Genomic DNA, 19006 nt, shown 5'->3' with positions numbered 1-19006 from the left:
GCCCCTACGCCGTCGCCCGCGCGGCTTCCAGCGCCGCTGCCAGGCGCTCCGGCTCCCGGGTCGAGAGGTACAGGTACGGGGTCGGGTCCTGCGGGTCGGTGACCTCGACGCGAAGGGCCGTCGGGATGTAGGCGCGCAGGAGCATGAAGGCGCGGGTGTCGGCCTTGAACGTGCGCCAGGCGCGCGCCTCCTCCTGGTCCATGATCACGGCATCGCCGAGAGCCGCGACCGGGATCTTCGCGTCACCCGCGATCAGCGAGTCGCCCACGATCCGGATGCGGATCGAGCCGTACGAACTCGTCACGACCGCCGCGACCGCGGTGCCGCCGACCAGACCGCCCAGCAGCGGAAGCGCACCGAACGGGAGGAAGATCAGGGCCATCGAGACCCCCACCAGGAAGCAGACCAGCCACCAGGTTCGGGGCGCGTTGAGGCGTTCTTCGTATGGCGGGGCGGAGAGCTGCATGAAGTCAAGCTTGGCACGGGGCGTCTCTTGGCTTGACGCGCGGGTAAGGTCTGCGGCTGTGAGTGGTACTTCCGCAGCTCTGAAGCCTCCCGCCGACGCCGTCGCGCCGGTGCGGCACCCCGACGCACCCCCGCCCGGTGAACTCCTCGGTGCGCACTATGGGCAGTGTTTCGGGTGCGGCGACGGCCAGGCCCATGGGCTGCACCTCGAAGCGCGTGCGGGCGAGGGGGTCCGGATCACCGCGGAGTTCACCGTGCGGGCCGCTCATCAGGGTGCCCCCGGTCTTGCGCACGGCGGGGTGCTCGCCAGCGCGCTCGACGAGACGCTCGGCTCGCTGAACTGGCTGCTGCGGACCATCGCGGTGACGGGACGGCTGGAGACGGACTTCGTACGGCCCGTGCCCGTCGGCACCGTACTGTTCCTGCAGGCCGAGGTCACGGCGGTGGCCGGCCGCAAGATCTACTCGACCGCGACCGGGCGGATCGGCGGCCCCGAGGGGCCCGTCGCCGTCCGCGCCGACGCCCTCTTCATCGAGGTGAAGGTCGACCACTTCATCGACAACGGTCGCCAGGAGGAGATCCAGGTGGCCATGAACGACCCCGACCAGGTCAGGCGCGCACGCGCCTTCGAGGTGAACCCGTGACCCGTAGTCCTGTGGATGTGCTGATCAGGCGCGTCGACCCGGAAGTCCCGCTTCCCGAGTACGCGCACCCCGGTGACGCGGGAGCGGATCTGCGTACCACCGAGAGATGTGAACTGGAACCGGGTGAACGGGCCGTTCTGCCCACGGGAGTGTCTGTCGCGCTGCCGGAGGGGTACGCGGCCTTCGTACACCCCCGTTCCGGGCTGGCCGCCCGCTGCGGTGTCGCTCTCGTGAATGCCCCGGGGACGGTGGATGCCGGGTACCGTGGGGAGATCAAGGTGATCGTGGTGAATCTCGACCCGCGCGAGTCCGTGCGGTTCGAGCGCTTCGACCGGATTGCCCAACTGGTCGTCCAGCAGGTCGAGAAGGTCCGCTTCCAGGAGGTCGCGGAGCTTCCCGACTCGGTGCGGGCCGCAGGGGGCTTCGGGTCCACCGGCGGTCATGCCGCCGTGGGCGGCGGGGCGGGTGGGAATCGATACGCTTCGGTCGTATCCGACCGGGAAGGACAGTGACGTGTTCGGACGTCGCAAGAAGGGCAGTGCCGCCGAGGACGCGGCGGGCGAGGCCGAGCAGGTCGTCGACGGCGTCGACACTGAGGCGGACGAGACGGATCGGGAGCGGGTGAGGCTCGAACCGGAGCCGCGGCCCGACGGGCCCTGGGACGACTCGGAGGTGCGCGAGCCCGCCGAGGGCCGTGTCGACCTGGGCGGCATTCTGGTGCCCGGAGTCGACGGCATGGAGCTGCGGGTGGAGGTCGCGGGCGACGCGATCGTCGCGGCCACCGTCGTCCTGAAGGACAGCGCCATCCAGCTGCAGGCCTTCGCCGCTCCCAAGCGTGAGGGCATCTGGGGCGAGGTGCGTGAGGAGATCGCCTCGGGCATCACCCAGCAGGGCGGTGTCATCGACGAGGTCGAGGGCCCGCTGGGCTGGGAGCTGCGCGCGCAGGTTCCGGTGCAGCTGCCGGACGGCACGGGCGGTTTCCAGGTCGTACGGTTCGTCGGCGTGGACGGCCCCCGTTGGTTCCTGCGCGGAGTGATCTCCGGGCAGGGCGCGGTGCAGCCGCAGGCCGCAGGGCTCCTTGAGCAGATCTTCCGGGACACGGTCGTCGTGCGTGGTGAGGGTCCGATGGCCCCTCGCGACCCGATCGTCCTGAAGCTGCCGAACGACGCGCAGATGGTCCCCGAGGGTGTCCAGCAGGAGGAGCAGGCCGGTTCCCGCTTCTCCGGCGGAATGGGGCAGTTGCAGCGCGGGCCGGAGACCACCGAGGTTCGCTAGCGCTTCTCAGTACGAGAGTCGGGCCGTATCCCCTGCACAGGGGGTGCGGCCCTTTCGTATGCCCGAGTCCTTCTTCCCGGAGGGCAGTTGAGGTGCGCGTTCTCCGGCAGGCCTTGACGGAAAGTTGGTCTGGACCTATGGTCCCGGCCAACGCGTGTGTTCAGTCCTCAGTGCGTCGTTCACATACGAGAACGGATTCCCTCACATGACCGGAACCCCCACAGTCCGTCTCCCCAGACGGCGCCCGGCTTTCCTCGTCACCGTCGCCACGACCGCCGCCCTGGTGGCCGCACTGCTCTCGCTGCCCGGCACCCAGCAGAAGGCCGAAGCCGCGCCGGCCACCTTCGTCCACCCTGGAGTCGACGTCTCCAGGGGGCAGCTGGACTTCGCCCGCACCCAGGTCCTCGCCGGCGCCCAGCCGTGGAAGGCCGCGTACGACCAGATGCTGGCGAGCAAGTACGCCTCGCTGACACGCACCCCTCTCCCGCGCTCGGTCGTCGAGTGCGGCTCGTACTCGAACCCCAACAACGGCTGCACCGACGAGCGTGAGGACGCGATAGCCGCGTACACGACCGCTCTCGCCTGGTACATCACCCGCGATGTCCGCTACGCGCAGAAGTCCATCCAGCTGATGGACGCCTGGTCGGCCACGATCACCGACCACACCAACAGCAACGCGCCTCTACAGACCGGCTGGGCCGGGTCCTCGTGGACCAAGGCCGCCGAGATCATCAAGTACACGTACACCAGCACCTGGACCAACTCCGCGCGCTTCGGGACCATGCTGCGCAACGTCTACCTGCCCGAGATCATCAACGGCTCCAATTCCAACGGGAACTGGGAGCTGACGATGATGGAGGCCGCCATCGGCATCTCCGTCTTCCTGGAGGACAAGACGGTGTGGGACTCCGCCATGGCGAAGTTCCGTACCCGTACCGCCGCGTACATCTACCTCTCCTCCGACGGCGCCGTGCCGAAGACCGTGCCGAGCCAGAACCTCGACACTACGGCCAAGATCGTCGCCTACTGGCAGGGCCAGTCGACCTTCACCACCGGCCTCACCCAGGAGACGTGCCGCGACTTCGTGCACACCGGGTACGGCATCTCCTCCATCTCGCACGTCGCGGAGACCAGCCGGATCCAGGGCATCGACCTGTACACCACCGACGTGGGCGAGCGGCTGCGCCAGGCGCTCGGGTTCCAGGCCAAGTACCAGCTGGGTGAGGCGGTGCCGAGCTCACTGTGCGGCGGGTCCCTCACCCTCGGGCTCGGACCGGTCACCGAGGTCGGCTACAACGCCATGCACAACCGCCTCGGATATGCCATGTCGAACACCCAGACCCTTACCCTGCAGAACCGTCCGTCCGGCACCAACAACCTGTTCGTCGCCTGGGAGACCCTGACCCAGGGGGACAACCTCAGCTGACGTACGGGGACGACCTCAGCTGAACCGTTCCGCGGCCGGGTGCCCACCAGTGACACGGGTGCCCGGCCGTCAGGGTTGTGTCAAAACGCCCTCCGCCCAGCCCCCCGTCCCTTTTGCCGGGATTATTGGCCGTAAGGTCGACGCTGCGTACACAGCGGTGACGGGAAGACAATAGGGGCCATGGGACGCGGCAAGCTTCGGATCTACCTGGGCGCGGCACCGGGCGTCGGCAAGACGTACGCGATGCTCTCCGAGGCGCACCGGCGCGTCGAGCGGGGCACCGACTGTGTGGTCGCGTTCGTCGAGCACCACCGTCGCGCGCGTACCGAGGTGATGCTGCACGGCCTGGAGCAGGTCCCGCGCAAGGAGCTGGAGTACCGCGGCTCCCTCTTCACCGAGATGGACGTGGACGCCGTACTGGCCCGGCACCCCCAGGTCGCCCTGGTCGACGAACTCGCCCACACCAATGTCCCCGGTTCGAGGAACGCCAAGCGCTGGCAGGACGTGGAGGAACTGCTCGCGGCCGGGATCGATGTCGTCTCCACGGTCAACATCCAGCATCTCGAGTCGCTGGGCGACGTGGTGGAGTCGATCACGGGTGTACGGCAGCGGGAGACCGTTCCGGACGAGGTGGTCCGGCGGGCGGACCAGATCGAGCTGGTCGACATGTCGCCACAGGCGCTGCGGCGGCGGATGGCGCACGGGAACGTCTACAAGTCCGACAAGGTCGACGCGGCGTTGTCGAACTACTTCCGCCCCGGCAACCTCACCGCTCTGCGCGAGCTGGCGCTGCTCTGGGTCGCGGACCGGGTCGACGAGTACCTCACGGAGTACCGAACCGATCACAGCGTCAAGAAGATCTGGGGTTCGCGGGAGCGGATCGTGGTGGGGCTGACCGGCGGTCCGGAGGGCCGGACGCTGATCCGGCGTGCGGCGCGGCTGGCGGAGAAGGGTGCGGGCGGCGAGGTGCTGGCCGTCTACATCGCCCGCAGCGACGGGCTGACCTCCGCCTCGCCCAAGGAGCTGGCTGTCCAGCGCACCCTCGTCGAGGATCTCGGCGGCACCTTCCACCACGTCGTCGGGGACGACATCCCGGCCGCGCTCCTGGACTTCGCGCGGGGTGTCAACGCCACGCAGATCGTGCTCGGCTCCTCGCGCCGCAAGACCTGGCAGTACGTGTTCGGCCCCGGCGTCGGCGCCACCGTGGCCCGCGAGTCGGGCTCCGACCTGGACGTGCACATCGTCACCCACGACGAGGCGGGCAAGGGGCGGGGGCTGCCGGTGGCGCGGGGTGCGCGGCTCGGCCGGTCCCGGATCATCTGGGGCTGGATCGTCGGCGTGGCGGCCCCGGTGGTCCTCGCACTCTTCCTGAACACGGTCGATCTGGGCCTCGCCAACGACATGCTGCTGTTCCTGGCGTTGACGGTGGCGGCGGCTCTGCTCGGCGGCCTGTACCCGGCGCTCGCCTCGGCGGCCTTCGGTTCCCTGCTGCTGAACTACTACTACACGCCACCGCTGCACCGGCTGACGATCGCCGATCCCAAGAACATCGTCGCCATCGCGATCTTCTTCGGGGTCGCCGTGTCCGTGGCGTCGGTGGTGGACCTGGCGGCCCGGCGGACCCACCAGGCGGCCCGGTTGCGCGCCGAGTCGGAGATCCTTTCGTTCCTGGCGGGCAGTGTGCTGCGGGGGGAGAACAGCCTGGAGGCGCTGTTGGAGCGGGTCCGGGAGACGTTCGGGATGGAGTCGGTGGCGCTGCTGGAGCGGGAGAGCGACGTCGATCCGTGGACATGCGCGGGGAGTGTGGGGCCGCGCCCGTGCGTCCGTCCCGAGAACGCGGACGTCGACATCCCGGTGGGCGACCACATGGCGCTGGCGCTCTCCGGACGGGTACTGCCGGCTTCCGACCGGCGTGTTCTGGCGGCCTTCGCCGCGCAGGCCGTGGTGGTGCTGGACCGCCAGCGCCTTCAGCACGAGGCCGACCAGGCGAAGGAGCTGGCCGAGGGCAACCGCATCCGTACGGCCTTGCTGGCGGCCGTCAGCCACGATCTCCGCACTCCCCTCGCGGGCATCAAGGCGGCTGTCACGTCCCTGCGCTCGGACGACGTGGCCTGGTCTCAGGAGGACCAGGCGGAGCTCCTCGAGGGCATCGAGGACGGCGCGGACCGCCTCGACCACCTGGTGGGCAACCTGCTGGACATGTCCCGCCTCCAGACCGGCACGGTGTCCCCGCTGGTCCGCGAGATCGACCTCGACGAGGTGGTCCCGATGGCGCTCGGCGGCGTACCCGAGGACAGCGTCGAGCTGGACATCCCGGAGAGTCTGCCGATGATCGCCGTCGACGCCGGACTACTGGAGCGAGCTGTCGCCAACCTCGTGGAGAACGCCGTCAAGTACAGTCCCGCCGACGAACTCGTCCTGGTGTCGGCGAGCGCCATGGCCGACCGGGTGGAGATGCGGGTCGTGGACCGCGGCCCCGGTGTCCCCGACGAGGCCAAGGACCGCATCTTCGAGCCCTTCCAGCGCTACGGCGACGCCCCGCGCGGCGCCGGCGTGGGCCTCGGCCTCGCGGTCGCCCGCGGTTTCGCCGAGGCCATGGGCGGCACCCTGAACGCCGAGGACACCCCCGGCGGCGGACTCACCATGGTGCTCACGCTCCGGGCGGTGCCCAGTCGCCCCGACCCGACCACCGCGGTATCAACACCTGCGTCAGCAGCATCGGAACCATCAGCGGCAGATGCGTCAGCACCATCAGCAGAAAGGCAGGCCTCATGACCCGGGTCCTCGTGGTCGACGACGAGCCCCAGATCACGCGAGCCCTCGTCATCAACCTGAAGGCACGCAAGTACGAGGTCGACGCGGCCCCCGACGGCGCCACCGCGCTCCAGCTCGCCGCCGCCCGGCACCCCGACGTCGTCGTGCTCGACCTCGGTCTGCCCGACATGGACGGCGTCGAGGTCATCAGGGGGCTGCGCGGCTGGACCAGGGTGCCCATCCTGGTGCTCTCCGCCCGGCACTCCTCGGACGAGAAGGTCGAGGCCCTCGACGCGGGCGCCGACGACTACGTCACCAAGCCCTTCGGCATGGACGAGTTGCTGGCCCGGCTGCGCGCCGCCGTCCGCCGCGCGGAACCCACCGGGGGCGGTGAGGACGACGTGATCGTCGAGACCGAGGACTTCACCGTCGACCTGGCCGCCAAGAAGGTCAACCGCGACGGTCGCGATGTGCGCCTGACCCCCACGGAGTGGCACCTCCTGGAGGTCCTGGTGCGCCACACCGGCCGCCTGGTCAGCCAGAAACAGCTGCTCCAGGAGGTCTGGGGGCCGTCGTACGGCACGGAGACGAACTATCTGCGGGTCTACATGGCGCAGCTGCGCCGCAAGCTGGAGGTGGACCCCTCGCATCCGCGGCACTTCATCACCGAGCCGGGGATGGGATACCGGTTCGAGCGCTGACCCTTGTGGGTACGACGCTGTCAGCGCTCCCCGGTACGCTTTCGGTATGAGTGCTGTTCCTGGTTCCGAAAAGTCTGCGGGCCGGTTCCGGCGCATGCTGGACAGGCTCTCCTCGTCCCAGGAGGACCTGGAGTCCGAGGAGCTGCGCGAGGACGCCGAGACCGCGGGCTGCACGCGTATCGGTGACTGCCACGACCGACAGATCGTGACCGTTACTGGTACCTTGCGCACGGTCACTCTGCGGCCACGCGCCGGAGTCCCGGCCCTGGAGGCCGAGCTGTTCGACGGCTCGGCGGCCCTGGACGTGGTGTGGCTCGGCCGGCGCTCCATCGTGGGCATCGAGCCGGGGCGCAAACTCATCGCATCGGGCCGCGTCTCCATGAGCCGGGGCCGTAGGGTGCTGTTCAACCCGAAATACGAACTCAGACCGCTTGGACGGGAGTAGCCGGTGACGTCGCTCGACAAGCCGACCGAAGACCCCCAGCAGGACGCGAGGGCGGTGACGGAGGCCGCGCTCTTCGAGGCGTTCGGCGGTGTGCGGGGCATGGTCGAGACGGTCGTGCCCGGCCTCCTCTTCGTCACCATCTTCACGATCAACAAGGACCTGCATTCGGCGGCCATCGCCGCCCTTGCCATGTCCGTGCTGCTCGTCGTGGTCCGGCTGGTCATGAAGGACACCGTCAAGCACGCCTTCAGCGGCGTCTTCGGCGTCGCCTTCGGTGTGATCTTCGCGATGATGACGGGCAACGCGAAGGACTTCTATCTGCCAGGCATGCTCTACACGCTCGGCCTGGCCCTCGCCTACATCATCACCACCCTCGCGGGCGTCCCCCTGATCGGCCTGATCCTCGGCCCGGTCTTCAAGGAGAACCTCTCCTGGCGCACCCGTAACCCTGGTCGCAAGAAGGCGTACGCGAAGGCCAGTTGGGCCTGGGGCCTGATCCTGCTCGCCAAGTGCGCGGTCCTCTTCCCGCTCTACTGGTGGGCCGACACCACCCAGTTCGGCTGGGTCCTGATCGCCCTAAAGATCCCGCCCTTCCTGCTCGCCGTCTGGCTCACCTGGGTCTTCCTCGCGAAGGCGCCGCCGCCGATCGACGTGTTCGCCGAGATGGAGGCCGAGGAGCAGGCGGAGAACGAGCGCAAGTCAGCGCTCGCCCAGGAGCGCGGCGACACCGCGCCCACCAGCCACCGCCGAGAGGCGTAAGCACTCCAGCCGGTACGAGGATGGGGGCGCCCGGAGATCTCCGGGCGCCCCCATCCTCGTACCGGAAACTGCTAGTTGTCCGCGTCCTCGCGGCGTACCGACAGCAGGTCCTCCAACTGCTCCTCGCGGGCCTGTGCTGCCACGAACAGGAGTTCGTCGCCGGCCTCCAGGGAGTCCTCCCGGGAGGGCGTCAGGACGCGGGTGCCGCGGATGATGGTGACCAGGGACGTGTCCTCGGGCCACTCCACGTCGCCGACCTGGGTGCCGGCCAGGGCGGACTCCGGCGGCAGGGTCAGCTCGACGAGGTTGGCGTCGCCGTGGCTGAAGCGGAGCAGGCGGACCAGGTCGCCGACGCTGACGGCCTCCTCGACCAGGGCCGACATCAGGCGCGGGGTGGAGACGGCGACGTCGACGCCCCAGGACTCGTTGAACAGCCACTCGTTCTTGGGGTTGTTGACGCGGGCGACGACCCGCGGGACGCCGTACTCGGTCTTCGCGAGCAGGGAGACGACGAGGTTGACCTTGTCGTCGCCGGTGGCCGCGATGACCACGTTGCAGCGCTGGAGCGCGGCCTCGTCCAGGGAGGTGATCTCGCAGGCGTCGGCGAGCAGCCACTCCGCCTGCGGGACGCGCTCGACCGAGATGGCGGTGGGCGCCTTGTCGATCAGCAGGATCTCGTGACCGTTCTCCAGGAGCTCGCCCGCGATCGAGCGGCCCACGGCGCCGGCACCGGCAATGGCGACTCTCATCAGTGACCGGCTTCCTCATCAGGGCCCTTGGCGAAGGACGCCTCGACCTTGTCCACGTCGAAGGTGCGCATCATCACGTGCACCAGGTCGCCTTCCTGCAACACCGTCTGCGAGGTGGGCAGGACCGCCTCGCCCAGCCGGGTGAGGAAGGCCACGCGTACGCCGGTCTCGTCCTGGAGCCGGCTGATCTTGTGACCGACCCAGGCGGTGGAGGCGTGCACCTCGGCGAGCTGTACGCCGCCGGTCGGGTCGCGCCACAGCGGCTCGGCGCCCGAGGGCAGCAGGCGGCGGAGCATCTGATCGGCCGTCCAGCGGACGGTGGCCACGGTCGGGATGCCCAGGCGCTGGTAGACCTCGGCGCGGCGCGGGTCGTAGATGCGCGCCGCCACGTTCTCGATGCCGAACATCTCGCGGGCCACCCGGGCGGCGATGATGTTCGAGTTGTCACCGCTGGAGACCGCGGCGAAGGCCCCGGCCTCCTCGATGCCCGCCTCGCGCAGCGTGTCCTGGTCGAAGCCGACTCCGGTGACGCGACGGCCGCCGAACCCGGAGCCCAAGCGTCGGAAGGCGGTGGGGTCCTGGTCGATCACGGCGACCGTGTGCCCCTGTTGCTCCAGGGTCCGGGCAAGAGCGGAACCGACTCTTCCGCAGCCCATGATGACAATATGCACGGCCTTACCCCGCACTCCCCGCTAGGCCACTGACCTGCGTAAATGTCCTGCTCATAGCTCTCTCTCGGCTCGCCGGGCAACACGCTGCGGCCTGTTTTCGGCCACTAGGCAACATCATGCCGGTGAATCCCGATGGTGATCCCGCGCAGGTGTGAGCCGTCTGCATCGCTTGTCCGCCTCCACCGTAGCGGCAAAGCCGTACGGATCGACGGGGGGTGGTGGCCCCGGAAGCCCGCTCCTGTGATCCGGGTCACGTCGGTCTCGCGTCACGTAACTGACCGGAAGCCGTCTGTCGTCTCCAGTCGGCGGCGGCGTGCTCGGGGCGGTGCTGCGGCCGTCCGTGGATGCGGGGGAGCGGGGCGGCGGGGGTCAGCGGCGGTTGATGCTGCGGACGCTCAGGAGAGTCAGGATTCCGAGGCCGATGAGTCCGGCGGTGGCGCCGATGAGCTCCGCGGTGGCGTGCATGGAACCTCCATTAGCGGGCAAATGTGGATGTTTTTCATATAGGCACGCGGATCTGTCCGGCTGCGGAATCCGCAACGGGGCATGTGCCTGTTTTCACTCGGAGGGCAGATGTGGTGCGGCAGGTGGGCGGCCGCCCGTTCGAACGCTTACGATCCTCTGCGTGTCCAAACTGACCGACGTGCCCAAACGGATCCTGATCGGGCGCGCACTGCGCAGTGACCGGCTCGGAGAAACGCTCCTGCCGAAGCGCATCGCACTCCCCGTCTTCGCATCCGACCCGCTCTCCTCCGTGGCCTACGCACCCGGAGAAGTGCTCCTGGTTCTCTCCATCGCGGGCGTGTCGGCGTACCACTTCAGCCCGTGGATCGCGCTCGCGGTCGTGGTGCTGATGTTCACCGTGGTCGCCTCCTACCGGCAGAACGTGCACGCGTACCCGAGCGGTGGTGGCGACTACGAGGTCGCCACCACCAACCTCGGCCCCCGCGCCGGCCTCACCGTCGCCAGCGCGCTGCTCGTCGACTACGTCCTCACCGTCGCCGTGTCGATCGCCTCCGGCATCGAGAACCTCGGCTCGGCGATCCCGTTCGTGATCGAGCACAAGGTGTTGTGCGCGGTCGCCGTGATCGTGCTGCTCACGCTGATGAACCTGCGCGGAGTGAGGGAGTCCGGAAAGCTCTTCGCGATTCCGACGTACGTCTTCGTGGCAGGCGTCTTCATCATGATCGCGTGGGGCTCGTTCCGCGGGCTCGTCCTGAACGACACCATGAAGGCGCCGACCGCCGACTTCCACATCGAGGCCGAGCACCAGGGCCTCGCCGGCTTCGCCCTCGTCTTCCTGCTGCTGCGCGCCTTCTCCTCCGGCTGCGCCGCGCTCACCGGCGTCGAGGCGATCTCCAACGGGGTCCCGGCCTTCCGCAAGCCCAAGTCGAAGAACGCCGCGACCACCCTCGCGGCGATGGGCCTGCTCGCCGTCACCATGTTCTGCGGCATCATCGGCCTGGCCATGGCGACCAAGGTGCGGATGGCCGAGAACCCGGCCGTCGACCTCATCCACAACGGCGTTGCGGTCGGCACCGGTTACGTCCAGAACCCGGTGATCTCGCAGGTCGCCGAGGCGGTCTTCGGAAAGGGCAGCTTCCTGTTCGTGGTGCTGGCCGCCGCCACCGCACTGGTCCTGTTCCTCGCCGCCAACACTGCGTACAACGGCTTCCCGCTGCTCGGCTCGATCCTCGCTCAGGACCGCTACCTCCCGCGCCAGTTGCACACCCGCGGCGACCGCCTCGCCTTCTCCAACGGCATCGTGCTGCTCGCGCTCGCGGCCGCACTGCTCGTCTGGGTCTACGGAGCGGACTCGACCAAGCTCATCCAGCTCTACATCGTCGGTGTCTTCGTCTCCTTCACGCTCAGCCAGACCGGCATGGTCCGGCACTGGAACCGTCATCTGAGCACCGAGAAGGACCAGGCCAAGCGCCGCCACATGGTCCGCTCCCGGGCGATCAACACCTTCGGAGCCTTCTTCACGGGGCTCGTGCTGGTCGTCGTACTCGTCACGAAGTTCACGCACGGCGCCTGGGTCGCGCTGCTCGGCATGGTGATCTTCTACGCGACGATGAGCGCGATCCGTAAGCACTACGACCGGGTCGCCGAGGAACTGGCCGCGCCCGAGGGTCCCTCCGACGACAGCCTCCGCCCCTCCCGCGTCCACTCCGTCGTCCTGATCTCCAAGATCCACCGCCCCTCGCTGCGGGCCCTCGGGTACGCCAAGCTGATGCGTTCCGACAGCCTGGAGGCGCTCAGCGTCAACGTCGACCCGACCGAGACGAAGGCGCTGCGCGCGGAATGGGAACGGCGCGGCATCGACGTACCCCTGAAGGTCCTCGACTCGCCCTACCGCGAGATCACGCGCCCCGTCATCGAGTACGTGAAGGGGCTGCGCCGCGACTCGCCGCGCGACGTCGTCTCCGTCGTCATCCCCGAGTACGTGGTTGGCCACTGGTACGAGCACCTGCTGCACAACCAGAGCGCGCTCCGGCTGAAGGGCCGGCTGCTGTTCACTCCGGGCGTGATGGTGACGTCGGTGCCCTACCAGCTGGAGTCCTCCGAGCTCGCTCGGAAGCGGGCCCGTAAGCGGCAGGAGTGGAACGCGCCGGGAGCGGTGCGGCGCGGTCCGGCCCACGACCGTCCGAAGGAGTCGTCGGGGTCGACGAAGGGCTGAGGGAGGGCCGAGGAAGGGCCGAGGAAGGGCTGACGCCATAGGGCCTTGATGCTCCTTGCCTTGTGGTGAGCGGCCGGGCGGTGGCCACGTAGACTGGTGGGCTGTTGTCCGGCCGTTCCCCTTTCCCGTCCTTTCCCGCCCCTTCCCGCCAGCTTCCCGCACCGTTTCCGCACCCTTTCGCATCTGGAGTCACCCCGCCATGCAGGCAGAACCGAAGAAGTCGCTGGTGGGGGAGGAGTACGAGGTCGAGATCGGTCCTGTCGCCCACGGCGGGCACTGCATCGCCCGTACGGCCGAGGGACAGGTCCTTTTCGTCCGGCACACCCTGCCCGGCGAGCGGGTCCTCGCGCGGGTCACCGAGGGCGAGGAGGGCGCGAAGTTCCTGCGCGCCGATGCCGTCACCGTGCTCGAACCGTCCAAGGACCGCGTGGCGGCGCCCTGTCCGTACGCCGGTCCCGGCCGCTGCGGCGGCTGCGACTGGCAGCACGCCAAGCCCGGCGCTCAGCGACGGCTGAAGGGCGAGGTCATCACCGAGCAGCTGCAGCGGCTCGCCGGCCTCACGCCGGAGGAGGCGGGCTGGGACGGCACGGTGATGCCCGCCGAGGGCGACAAGCTGCCGGCGGGCGAGGTCCCGGCCTGGCGCACCCGCGTGCAGTACGCCGTCGATCCGGACGGCAACGCCGGGCTGCGCCGCCACCGTTCGCACGAGGTCGAGCCGATCGATCACTGCATGATCGCAGCCGTGGGGGTCAGCGAGCTCGGCGTCGAGGAGCGTGACTGGTCCGGCATGGTCTCGGTCGACGCGATTGCCGCGACGGGCTCACAGGACCGCATGGTGATCCTCGAACCGAGGCCCGGCGCCCGGCTGCCCCTCGTCGAGCTCGACAAGCCCGTCTCCGTGATGCGCGTCGAGGAGCACGACGGCGGCATCCACCGCGTCCACGGCCGCGCCTTCGTCCGAGAGCGCGCCGACGGCCGTACGTACCGGGTCGGCAGCGGCGGCTTCTGGCAGGTCCACCCGCAGGCCGCGGACACCCTGGTCAAGGCCGTCATGCAGGGCCTGATGCCGCGCAAGGGCGAGATGGCGCTCGACCTGTACTGCGGCGTCGGCCTCTTCGCCGGCGCCCTCGCCGATCGCCTCGGCGACAAGGGCGCGGTCCTCGGCATCGAGTCCGGCAAGCGCGCGGTCGAGGACGCCCGCCACAACCTCACCGCCTTCGACCGCGTCCGCATCGAACAGGGCAAGGTCGAAGCCGTCCTCCCGCGCACCGGCATCACGGAGGTCGACCTCATCGTCCTCGACCCGCCGCGCTCCGGCGCCGGCAAGAAGACCGTCGAGCACCTCGCCTCACTGGGCGCCCGCCGCATCGCGTACGTCGCCTGCGACCCGGCGGCCCTCGCGCGGGACCTGGGGTACTTCCGCGACGGTGGCTACAAGGTGCGGACGCTTCGGGCGTTCGATCTGTTTCCGATGACTCATCATGTGGAGTGCGTGGCGATTCTGGAGCCGGTCGCGAAGGGTGCCTGACCTCGTGGTCAGTCCTCTCTCAAGAGACCAGAGCGAGAGCGAGGCCCTTGCACCCCCGCAGTCAACGAGCGGGGGTGCAAGGGCCTCGCTCGTTGTGGAGCCACCTCGGAGTCATGCTGCGCTAGCGGCGTGATCCGCCCGTTCGGTTCGCCGACTTCTTTGTGAGGCCACCGATCGGGAGCTGCGTGCGGGCGTGACTGCCCAGGCGTGGGCGAAAGTCTGTCGGTGGGGGCAGGTCCGGGCTCAGCGCACCGGCGCCGCGCAGCCGGAGCCCGCCGATCTGGACCAGATGCCGGGAAGCCGTATCGAACCCCACAATGGGTTCGTATTTCTGGCCTGTGGCCTTATCTGCTGTCGACGCCTCGACGAAACCCGCATCCTGACCGTGTCGCGAGCTTGTCGCACATGAAATTCTCCCGCACGTCCGCTGTGCCATTCCTATCTATTCCTGTGGACAGCGAGACCTCGTGCCGTCATCTTAACTCTGCTTATGTACTGTTTTTAGCTACCGGCTTGATGAGGGTGGGGGCGAGTTCCTGCTCCGCGCTCAGATACGAGTTGCTGCCTGGCCCCTTGGGTAGCAGAGAGTCCCGGCCGCCCACGGTCCCGGCCGCCTGCGCCGCTCCAGCTCAGCTTGGCTCAAAAGCTTGCGAGTTCGATTCCCTATACACCTGGTATGCCGAACGCGACCAGTTCATCAAAGGCGACTTCAAAGACAAGTAAATGGTTGGTCGGTGCGGAACCACGACCCGCAAGCGAGCGTTCGAAGCGCATACGACGACGTGTTGTCTATGCGCGAGAGAGAACAATGACCGAATTGGAATGCATTGTCGTCCTGCCTCGTATTGGCTATCCCCTCGAAGCGGAGGTGAGCCCCTATGCCCAGGAGGTCGTTGAGCGGACTTTTCCAGGTGCGACGAACATCGCCTGCTGGGCGAACGACAGCCCCTCCCATCCGAAGGAGTCGGCGCGCAGCAGGATCGTGCAGAGTCGTCCCGTGGTGCTGTCTGCCCGGCTCCACGTCGGTGTGCAGGATGCCCTGCGGCTCGCAGCCGACCCGCACGAAGGCGAGGCGACCGTCCGGGCGAACGCCGGTCCGCAGCTGCACCGTTACCTCGACGACCTGAGGTTCCGGAAACGCGGAAATCGGGAGTGGCCGTTGGAGACGCCGCACGATGCCATGGGTGAGGCATCGTGAACACCTCCTCGTTCTCACCGGCGAACGGCACAGGCGGAACCGCAGCGGCAACCGGCATCACCACCGCACCGGGAGCCCTTCCCCTGCTGGGCCACGGCCTGCGGTTCGTACGCGATCCGCTGGAGTTCATCACCTCGCTCCGCGCACACGGAGATGTGGTCGCCATTCGGATCGGCACCACCAAGGCGTTCGTGGCCAATCATCCTGATCTGATCCGGATGATCCTCGTCGACAAGGCGGACGCCTTCGACAAGGGACCGCAGCACGAGAAGCTGCGACCGGTGTTCGGGAACGGGCTGACGGTCACGGATGACGCCTCCCATCTGCAACAGAGGCGCCTGATGCAGCCGGCGTTCCACCACCAACAGGTCGCCGGCTATGTGCAGGTCATGCAGGAGACCGCCGAAGCGGCCATCGGCGCATGGGCGCCCGGCGCGCCGATCCGGCCCGACAAGGAGATCTACGCGCTCCTGGTCGCCATGGTCTCCAAGAACCTCTTCTCCACGAGCGTCGACGAGGAGACCGTCGCAAAGATCCAGGCCGCGCTGCCGGTCATGCTCAACGGCATCGGATGGCGCAGCCTGGACCCCACCGATCTGCTGGAGAAGCTCCCGATCCCGGCGAACCGCCGGTTCAACCGGGTCGTCTCGCGCATGCACGCCATGGTCGACGACGTCATCGACCGCCACGAGTCCACGGCCGGTGACCTGTTGTCGTTGCTGAAGGAAGCCCGCGACCCCGACACCGGGCAGCCGATGTCGCCCCAGCAGATCCACGACGAAATCATCACCTTGATGATGGTCGGGTCGGAGACGTCCAGCAACACTCTGAGTTGGGCCTGCCACCTCCTCAGCCGGCACCCGGACATCCAGAGTGCGGTACAGGCCGAGACCGACCGCGTCCTGGAGGGCAGGCCGGCACAAGCCGAGGATCTCGGCGAACTCGCGTACACCCGCAGGGTGGTGACCGAGACCCTCCGCCTGTACCCGCCGACCTGGATCCTCGCCCGGCGGGCCACCACTGATGTCGACCTGGGCCCGTACCGCATCCCCGCCGGCGCTACCGTCTGCTACTCCCCCTACGCCGTACACCGGGATCCGTCCTTCTACAGTGAGCCGGACCGCTTCGACCCCGACCGCTGGCTCCCCGAGCGGGCCGACGGGTTGTGCCGCGCGGCCTACTTGCCCTTCGGTACGGGCAACCGCGGATGCATCGGCGAGCCGGTGGCCTGGGCCCAGACCGCCGTCGTGCTGAGCACCATCGCCCGGCACTGGACCCTCGGCCCGGCGCCGGGCGTCGAAGTCAGGCCGTCGGCCAAACTGCTGCTGATGCCGGATGGGCTCTCTCTCGTCCCGAGGCCACGCCACGATGCGCCCAGGACGCCAGCATCGTCGCCGGGCTGAGTTGCCGCGGACAACTCCCTGCCCCAGGCCCCGTGGGATGGATCCTCACCGAGGCCGAGTGGGCCCACCACTTCCACTCCAGCTTCCCTCCGGCTCCCCTCCAGTTCCCCTCCAGCGAAGAACATCTCGAGCGCACTCAGAGGAATCCATGGCCGTTACCGATACTCCGTACCCCGACAGGCTCCCTTCCGCCCACGAGATCCTCGAACGCGGCCGTGCCGCCGTAGAAGCGGACATCCGGGCGGCGGTGAGCCGCTTGCACCCCACCCTGGAGCAGATCGCCGCCTACCACCTGGGCTGGGATGACGATCAGGGCCGTGGTAAAGCTCTGCGTCCGGTGCTGGCCGTGCTCTCCGCCGAGGCCGCCGGAGCCGATGCGGCCGTGGCGGCCCCGGGCGCAGTGGCCGTCGAACTCGTCCACGCCTCCTCCCTGCTGCACGACGACATCCTGGACGACGACCGCACACGCCACCACCGTCCCGCCGCCTGGGTGGCCTTCGGTGTAGGTCCGGCGATCCTGGCCGGTGACGCCCTGCTCAACCTGGCCCACACGGTGCTGGCGGAGAGCCCCAGCCACAGCAGCACCCAGGCCTGTCGGATGCTCTTGCACTCCTCCGAGGCACTGCTTCACGGGCAGGCCGAGGATCTGGTCTTTGAGAATCGGCCCACGGTGACGGTGGAGGAGTATCTCGCCATGTCGGCCCGGAAGACCGGAGCGCTGCTTGGCACCTCGGCTGCCGTGGGCGCCTGCCTCGCCAACGCCCCCGCCCCTCTGGTGAAGGCCTTGGAATCCATGGGCCAGCACCTTGGGCTCGGGTTCCAGGCCGTCGATGACCTCCTGGGGATCTGGGGCGACCCGGCCCGGACGGGCAAGCCCGTCTTCGGCGACCTCCGGCAGCGCAAGAAGAGCCTCCCCATCACGGCAGCATTGGCGGCCGACCATCCGGCCGCACGGCACCTGGCACGCCTGCTCGCCACCGGCCCCTCCTCGGAGCAGGACCTCCAGCGGGCAGCCGACCTCGTGGATGAAGGCGGTGGCAGGGACGCCACCCTTCGCGAAGCCGACCGGCAGCTCGATCAGGCCTTGGAAGCACTGAACTCGGCCGACATGGTCAGCACCGCACGGGCCGAGCTGACCACTCTGATCACCGGGCTGGCCCACCAGGCGTTGTCACGCTGGTTCAAGGTCCGGACAGCGCCTCTCACAACGGAGTCATGATGACGCTGTTCCCCACAAGTCAGGCTCAAGACATTCCCTCCCGGGTGAATGTGGAACTCGCTCGATTCATGGACGGGAAGCTCGGCGATCTGAGCATGGTGCAGGCGAGCGAGCCGGTGCACCTCATCAAGGATTCCGTGCTGGCGGGTGGCAAACGCCTCCAGGCAATGTGGTGCTACTGGGGTTGGCGGGCAGCAGGGCGCGAAGGCTGCCGCGAGATCATCGCGGTGGGCGCGGCGCTGGAACTGTTCAAGTGGGCGGCACTGGTCGCCGACGACATCTTTGACCGCAGCGGTACCCGTCGTGGACTGCCCACCCTGCACCCGGCGTTGGCCGGAACGCACAGGGAACAGGGCTGGCGCGGGGACCCCGACCACTATGGCCTCGTCCAGACCATGTGTCTGGCCAACACCGCCTGGGCCTGGGCGGATGAGCTGATGTTCGCCAGCGGTGTCGACCCGCGGGAACTGGCTACCCGCCGACTGCCCTGTGACCTGCTGCGGTCCGAGGTCTGGCTCGGCCAGTATTTCGACATGAAGGAAAGTGCACTGCGCACCCCTTCGATGGACAGGGCGATGAACGTCGCTCTGTTGAAGACCGCGCGGGCCAACATCATGTATCCGCTGGTATTCGGCGCCACCCTGGCCGGCGCGTCGGCTGAGCTCATATCGGCCTTCACGGATTTCGGGCACGAGGTAGGCAACGCCTTCCAGCTGCACAATGACCTACTCGGAGTCTTCGGCGACGAAGCAGTCACCGGAAAATCCAGCCTCGACGATTTCCGTAACGGCTCCATGACGATCCTCATCACCTGGGCCATGGAACACGCCACCCCGGACCAGCTCACGGTCTTCGAGCGCTACCACGGAGACCTGGAGATCGACGAGAACGGCACCGCCGAATTGCGCACCGTCATCCAGAAAACCGGCGCCAGGGATGCCATAGAGGCGATGGCCGACGAATACCGCAAGCGAGCCATCGCGATACTCCAGGACATGGAGATCACCGCAGAGGTACGGATGGCGCTGACAGAGCTGGCGTCCGTTGGCCCAGTGCTGTAACAGAATTCCCGAGTTGCCACGTGGTGTC

The 19006-nt window shown here is 68.4% G+C and carries 17 protein-coding genes; 14 read left to right on the top strand and 3 right to left on the bottom strand.

Annotation, left to right across the window (positions count from 1 at the left end):
• Positions 1-4: 4 nt before the first annotated feature.
• Complete coding sequence (locus tag ACIPC1_RS22055) at positions 5-466, bottom strand: DUF3093 domain-containing protein (protein WP_402519288.1); 462 nt, start codon at positions 464-466, stop codon at positions 5-7.
• A 58-nt stretch (positions 467-524) separates the two neighbouring features.
• Between ACIPC1_RS22055 and ACIPC1_RS22050 the strand changes: the two genes are divergently transcribed.
• The 8 genes from ACIPC1_RS22050 (at position 525) to ACIPC1_RS22015 (ending at position 8469) form a co-directional block, all read left to right on the top strand.
• Positions 525-1109: a PaaI family thioesterase gene (locus ACIPC1_RS22050; protein ID WP_384376404.1), complete on the top strand. Its 585-nt coding sequence runs from the start codon at positions 525-527 to the stop codon at positions 1107-1109.
• Positions 1106-1621, top strand: coding sequence for a dUTP diphosphatase (gene dut / locus ACIPC1_RS22045; RefSeq protein WP_402519286.1), 516 nt, complete (start codon positions 1106-1108; stop codon positions 1619-1621). The genes ACIPC1_RS22050 and dut overlap by 4 nt, the downstream gene beginning before the upstream one ends.
• Before the next feature lies 1 nt (position 1622).
• Positions 1623-2384, top strand: a complete 762-nt coding sequence (locus ACIPC1_RS22040) for a DUF3710 domain-containing protein (RefSeq protein WP_402519285.1) — start codon at positions 1623-1625, stop codon at positions 2382-2384.
• Positions 2385-2589: 205 nt separating this feature from the next.
• The gene (locus ACIPC1_RS22035) at positions 2590-3810 is read left to right on the top strand and encodes an alginate lyase family protein (RefSeq protein WP_402519283.1); all 1221 of its coding nucleotides are present in this window, start codon (positions 2590-2592) and stop codon (positions 3808-3810) included.
• Positions 3811-3990: 180 nt separating this feature from the next.
• Positions 3991-6585, top strand: coding sequence for an ATP-binding protein (locus ACIPC1_RS22030; RefSeq protein ID WP_402519282.1), 2595 nt, complete (start codon positions 3991-3993; stop codon positions 6583-6585).
• A complete protein-coding gene (locus ACIPC1_RS22025) occupies positions 6582-7265 on the top strand; it encodes a response regulator (RefSeq protein WP_384376388.1) in 684 nt (227 codons plus the stop codon). Before ACIPC1_RS22030 ends, ACIPC1_RS22025 begins: the two co-directional genes overlap by 4 nt.
• Before the next feature lie 46 nt (positions 7266-7311).
• A complete protein-coding gene (locus ACIPC1_RS22020) occupies positions 7312-7710 on the top strand; it encodes an OB-fold nucleic acid binding domain-containing protein (RefSeq protein WP_384376385.1) in 399 nt (132 codons plus the stop codon).
• Positions 7711-7713: 3 nt separating this feature from the next.
• Positions 7714-8469 carry a DUF3159 domain-containing protein gene (locus ACIPC1_RS22015; protein ID WP_402519280.1) on the top strand — a complete coding sequence of 252 codons (756 nt, stop codon included), beginning with the start codon at positions 7714-7716 and terminating at the stop codon, positions 8467-8469.
• 71 nt (positions 8470-8540) lie between these two features.
• Here ACIPC1_RS22015 and ACIPC1_RS22010 read toward each other — a convergent pair whose 3' ends face one another.
• Positions 8541-9218, bottom strand: coding sequence for a potassium channel family protein (locus tag ACIPC1_RS22010; RefSeq protein WP_384376375.1), 678 nt, complete (start codon positions 9216-9218; stop codon positions 8541-8543).
• The gene (locus tag ACIPC1_RS22005; RefSeq protein ID WP_402519277.1) at positions 9218-9889 is read right to left on the bottom strand and encodes a potassium channel family protein; all 672 of its coding nucleotides are present in this window, start codon (positions 9887-9889) and stop codon (positions 9218-9220) included. Before ACIPC1_RS22005 ends, ACIPC1_RS22010 begins: the two co-directional genes overlap by 1 nt.
• Positions 9890-10514: 625 nt before the next feature.
• Here ACIPC1_RS22005 and ACIPC1_RS22000 point away from each other — a divergent pair.
• From ACIPC1_RS22000 to ACIPC1_RS21975, 6 genes are all read left to right on the top strand, one after another.
• Positions 10515-12569, top strand: a complete 2055-nt coding sequence (locus ACIPC1_RS22000; RefSeq protein ID WP_402519276.1) for an APC family permease — start codon at positions 10515-10517, stop codon at positions 12567-12569.
• 199 nt (positions 12570-12768) lie between these two features.
• Positions 12769-14097, top strand: coding sequence for a class I SAM-dependent RNA methyltransferase (locus ACIPC1_RS21995; RefSeq protein WP_402519274.1), 1329 nt, complete (start codon positions 12769-12771; stop codon positions 14095-14097).
• A gap of 808 nt (positions 14098-14905) precedes the next feature.
• Entirely contained in the window at positions 14906-15295 is a 390-nt protein-coding gene (locus tag ACIPC1_RS21990; RefSeq protein ID WP_402519273.1) for a hypothetical protein, read from the top strand.
• The gene (locus ACIPC1_RS21985; RefSeq protein WP_402519271.1) at positions 15292-16698 is read left to right on the top strand and encodes a cytochrome P450; all 1407 of its coding nucleotides are present in this window, start codon (positions 15292-15294) and stop codon (positions 16696-16698) included. Before ACIPC1_RS21990 ends, ACIPC1_RS21985 begins: the two co-directional genes overlap by 4 nt.
• Before the next feature lie 148 nt (positions 16699-16846).
• Positions 16847-17917 (top strand): polyprenyl synthetase family protein, encoded by a 1071-nt coding sequence (locus ACIPC1_RS21980; protein WP_402519269.1) that lies wholly within the window; start codon positions 16847-16849, stop codon positions 17915-17917.
• Positions 17914-18978 (top strand): polyprenyl synthetase family protein, encoded by a 1065-nt coding sequence (locus tag ACIPC1_RS21975; protein WP_402519267.1) that lies wholly within the window; start codon positions 17914-17916, stop codon positions 18976-18978. Before ACIPC1_RS21980 ends, ACIPC1_RS21975 begins: the two co-directional genes overlap by 4 nt.
• Positions 18979-19006: the final 28 nt, after the last annotated feature.

The organism is Streptomyces sp. NPDC087263, from assembly GCF_044744645.1.
Taxonomy (GTDB): domain Bacteria; phylum Actinomycetota; class Actinomycetes; order Streptomycetales; family Streptomycetaceae; genus Streptomyces.
This window is presented reverse-complemented; position numbering and strand designations above follow the sequence as displayed.

What these genes read in the sequence shown, in the direction of transcription:
- ACIPC1_RS22055 (WP_402519288.1), bottom strand. Translation starts at nt 466, where the DNA reads ATGCAGCTCTCCGCCCCGCCATACGAAGAACGCCTCAACGCGCCCCGA.
- ACIPC1_RS22035 (WP_402519283.1), top strand. Translation starts at nt 2,590, where the DNA reads ATGACCGGAACCCCCACAGTCCGTCTCCCCAGACGGCGCCCGGCTTTC.
- ACIPC1_RS22030 (WP_402519282.1), top strand. Translation starts at nt 3,991, where the DNA reads ATGGGACGCGGCAAGCTTCGGATCTACCTGGGCGCGGCACCGGGCGTC.
- ACIPC1_RS22025 (WP_384376388.1), top strand. Translation starts at nt 6,582, where the DNA reads ATGACCCGGGTCCTCGTGGTCGACGACGAGCCCCAGATCACGCGAGCC.
- ACIPC1_RS22020 (WP_384376385.1), top strand. Translation starts at nt 7,312, where the DNA reads ATGAGTGCTGTTCCTGGTTCCGAAAAGTCTGCGGGCCGGTTCCGGCGC.
- ACIPC1_RS22010 (WP_384376375.1), bottom strand. Translation starts at nt 9,218, where the DNA reads ATGAGAGTCGCCATTGCCGGTGCCGGCGCCGTGGGCCGCTCGATCGCG.
- ACIPC1_RS21995 (WP_402519274.1), top strand. Translation starts at nt 12,769, where the DNA reads ATGCAGGCAGAACCGAAGAAGTCGCTGGTGGGGGAGGAGTACGAGGTC.
- ACIPC1_RS21990 (WP_402519273.1), top strand. Translation starts at nt 14,906, where the DNA reads ATGACCGAATTGGAATGCATTGTCGTCCTGCCTCGTATTGGCTATCCC.
- ACIPC1_RS21980 (WP_402519269.1), top strand. Translation starts at nt 16,847, where the DNA reads ATGGCCGTTACCGATACTCCGTACCCCGACAGGCTCCCTTCCGCCCAC.
- ACIPC1_RS21975 (WP_402519267.1), top strand. Translation starts at nt 17,914, where the DNA reads ATGATGACGCTGTTCCCCACAAGTCAGGCTCAAGACATTCCCTCCCGG.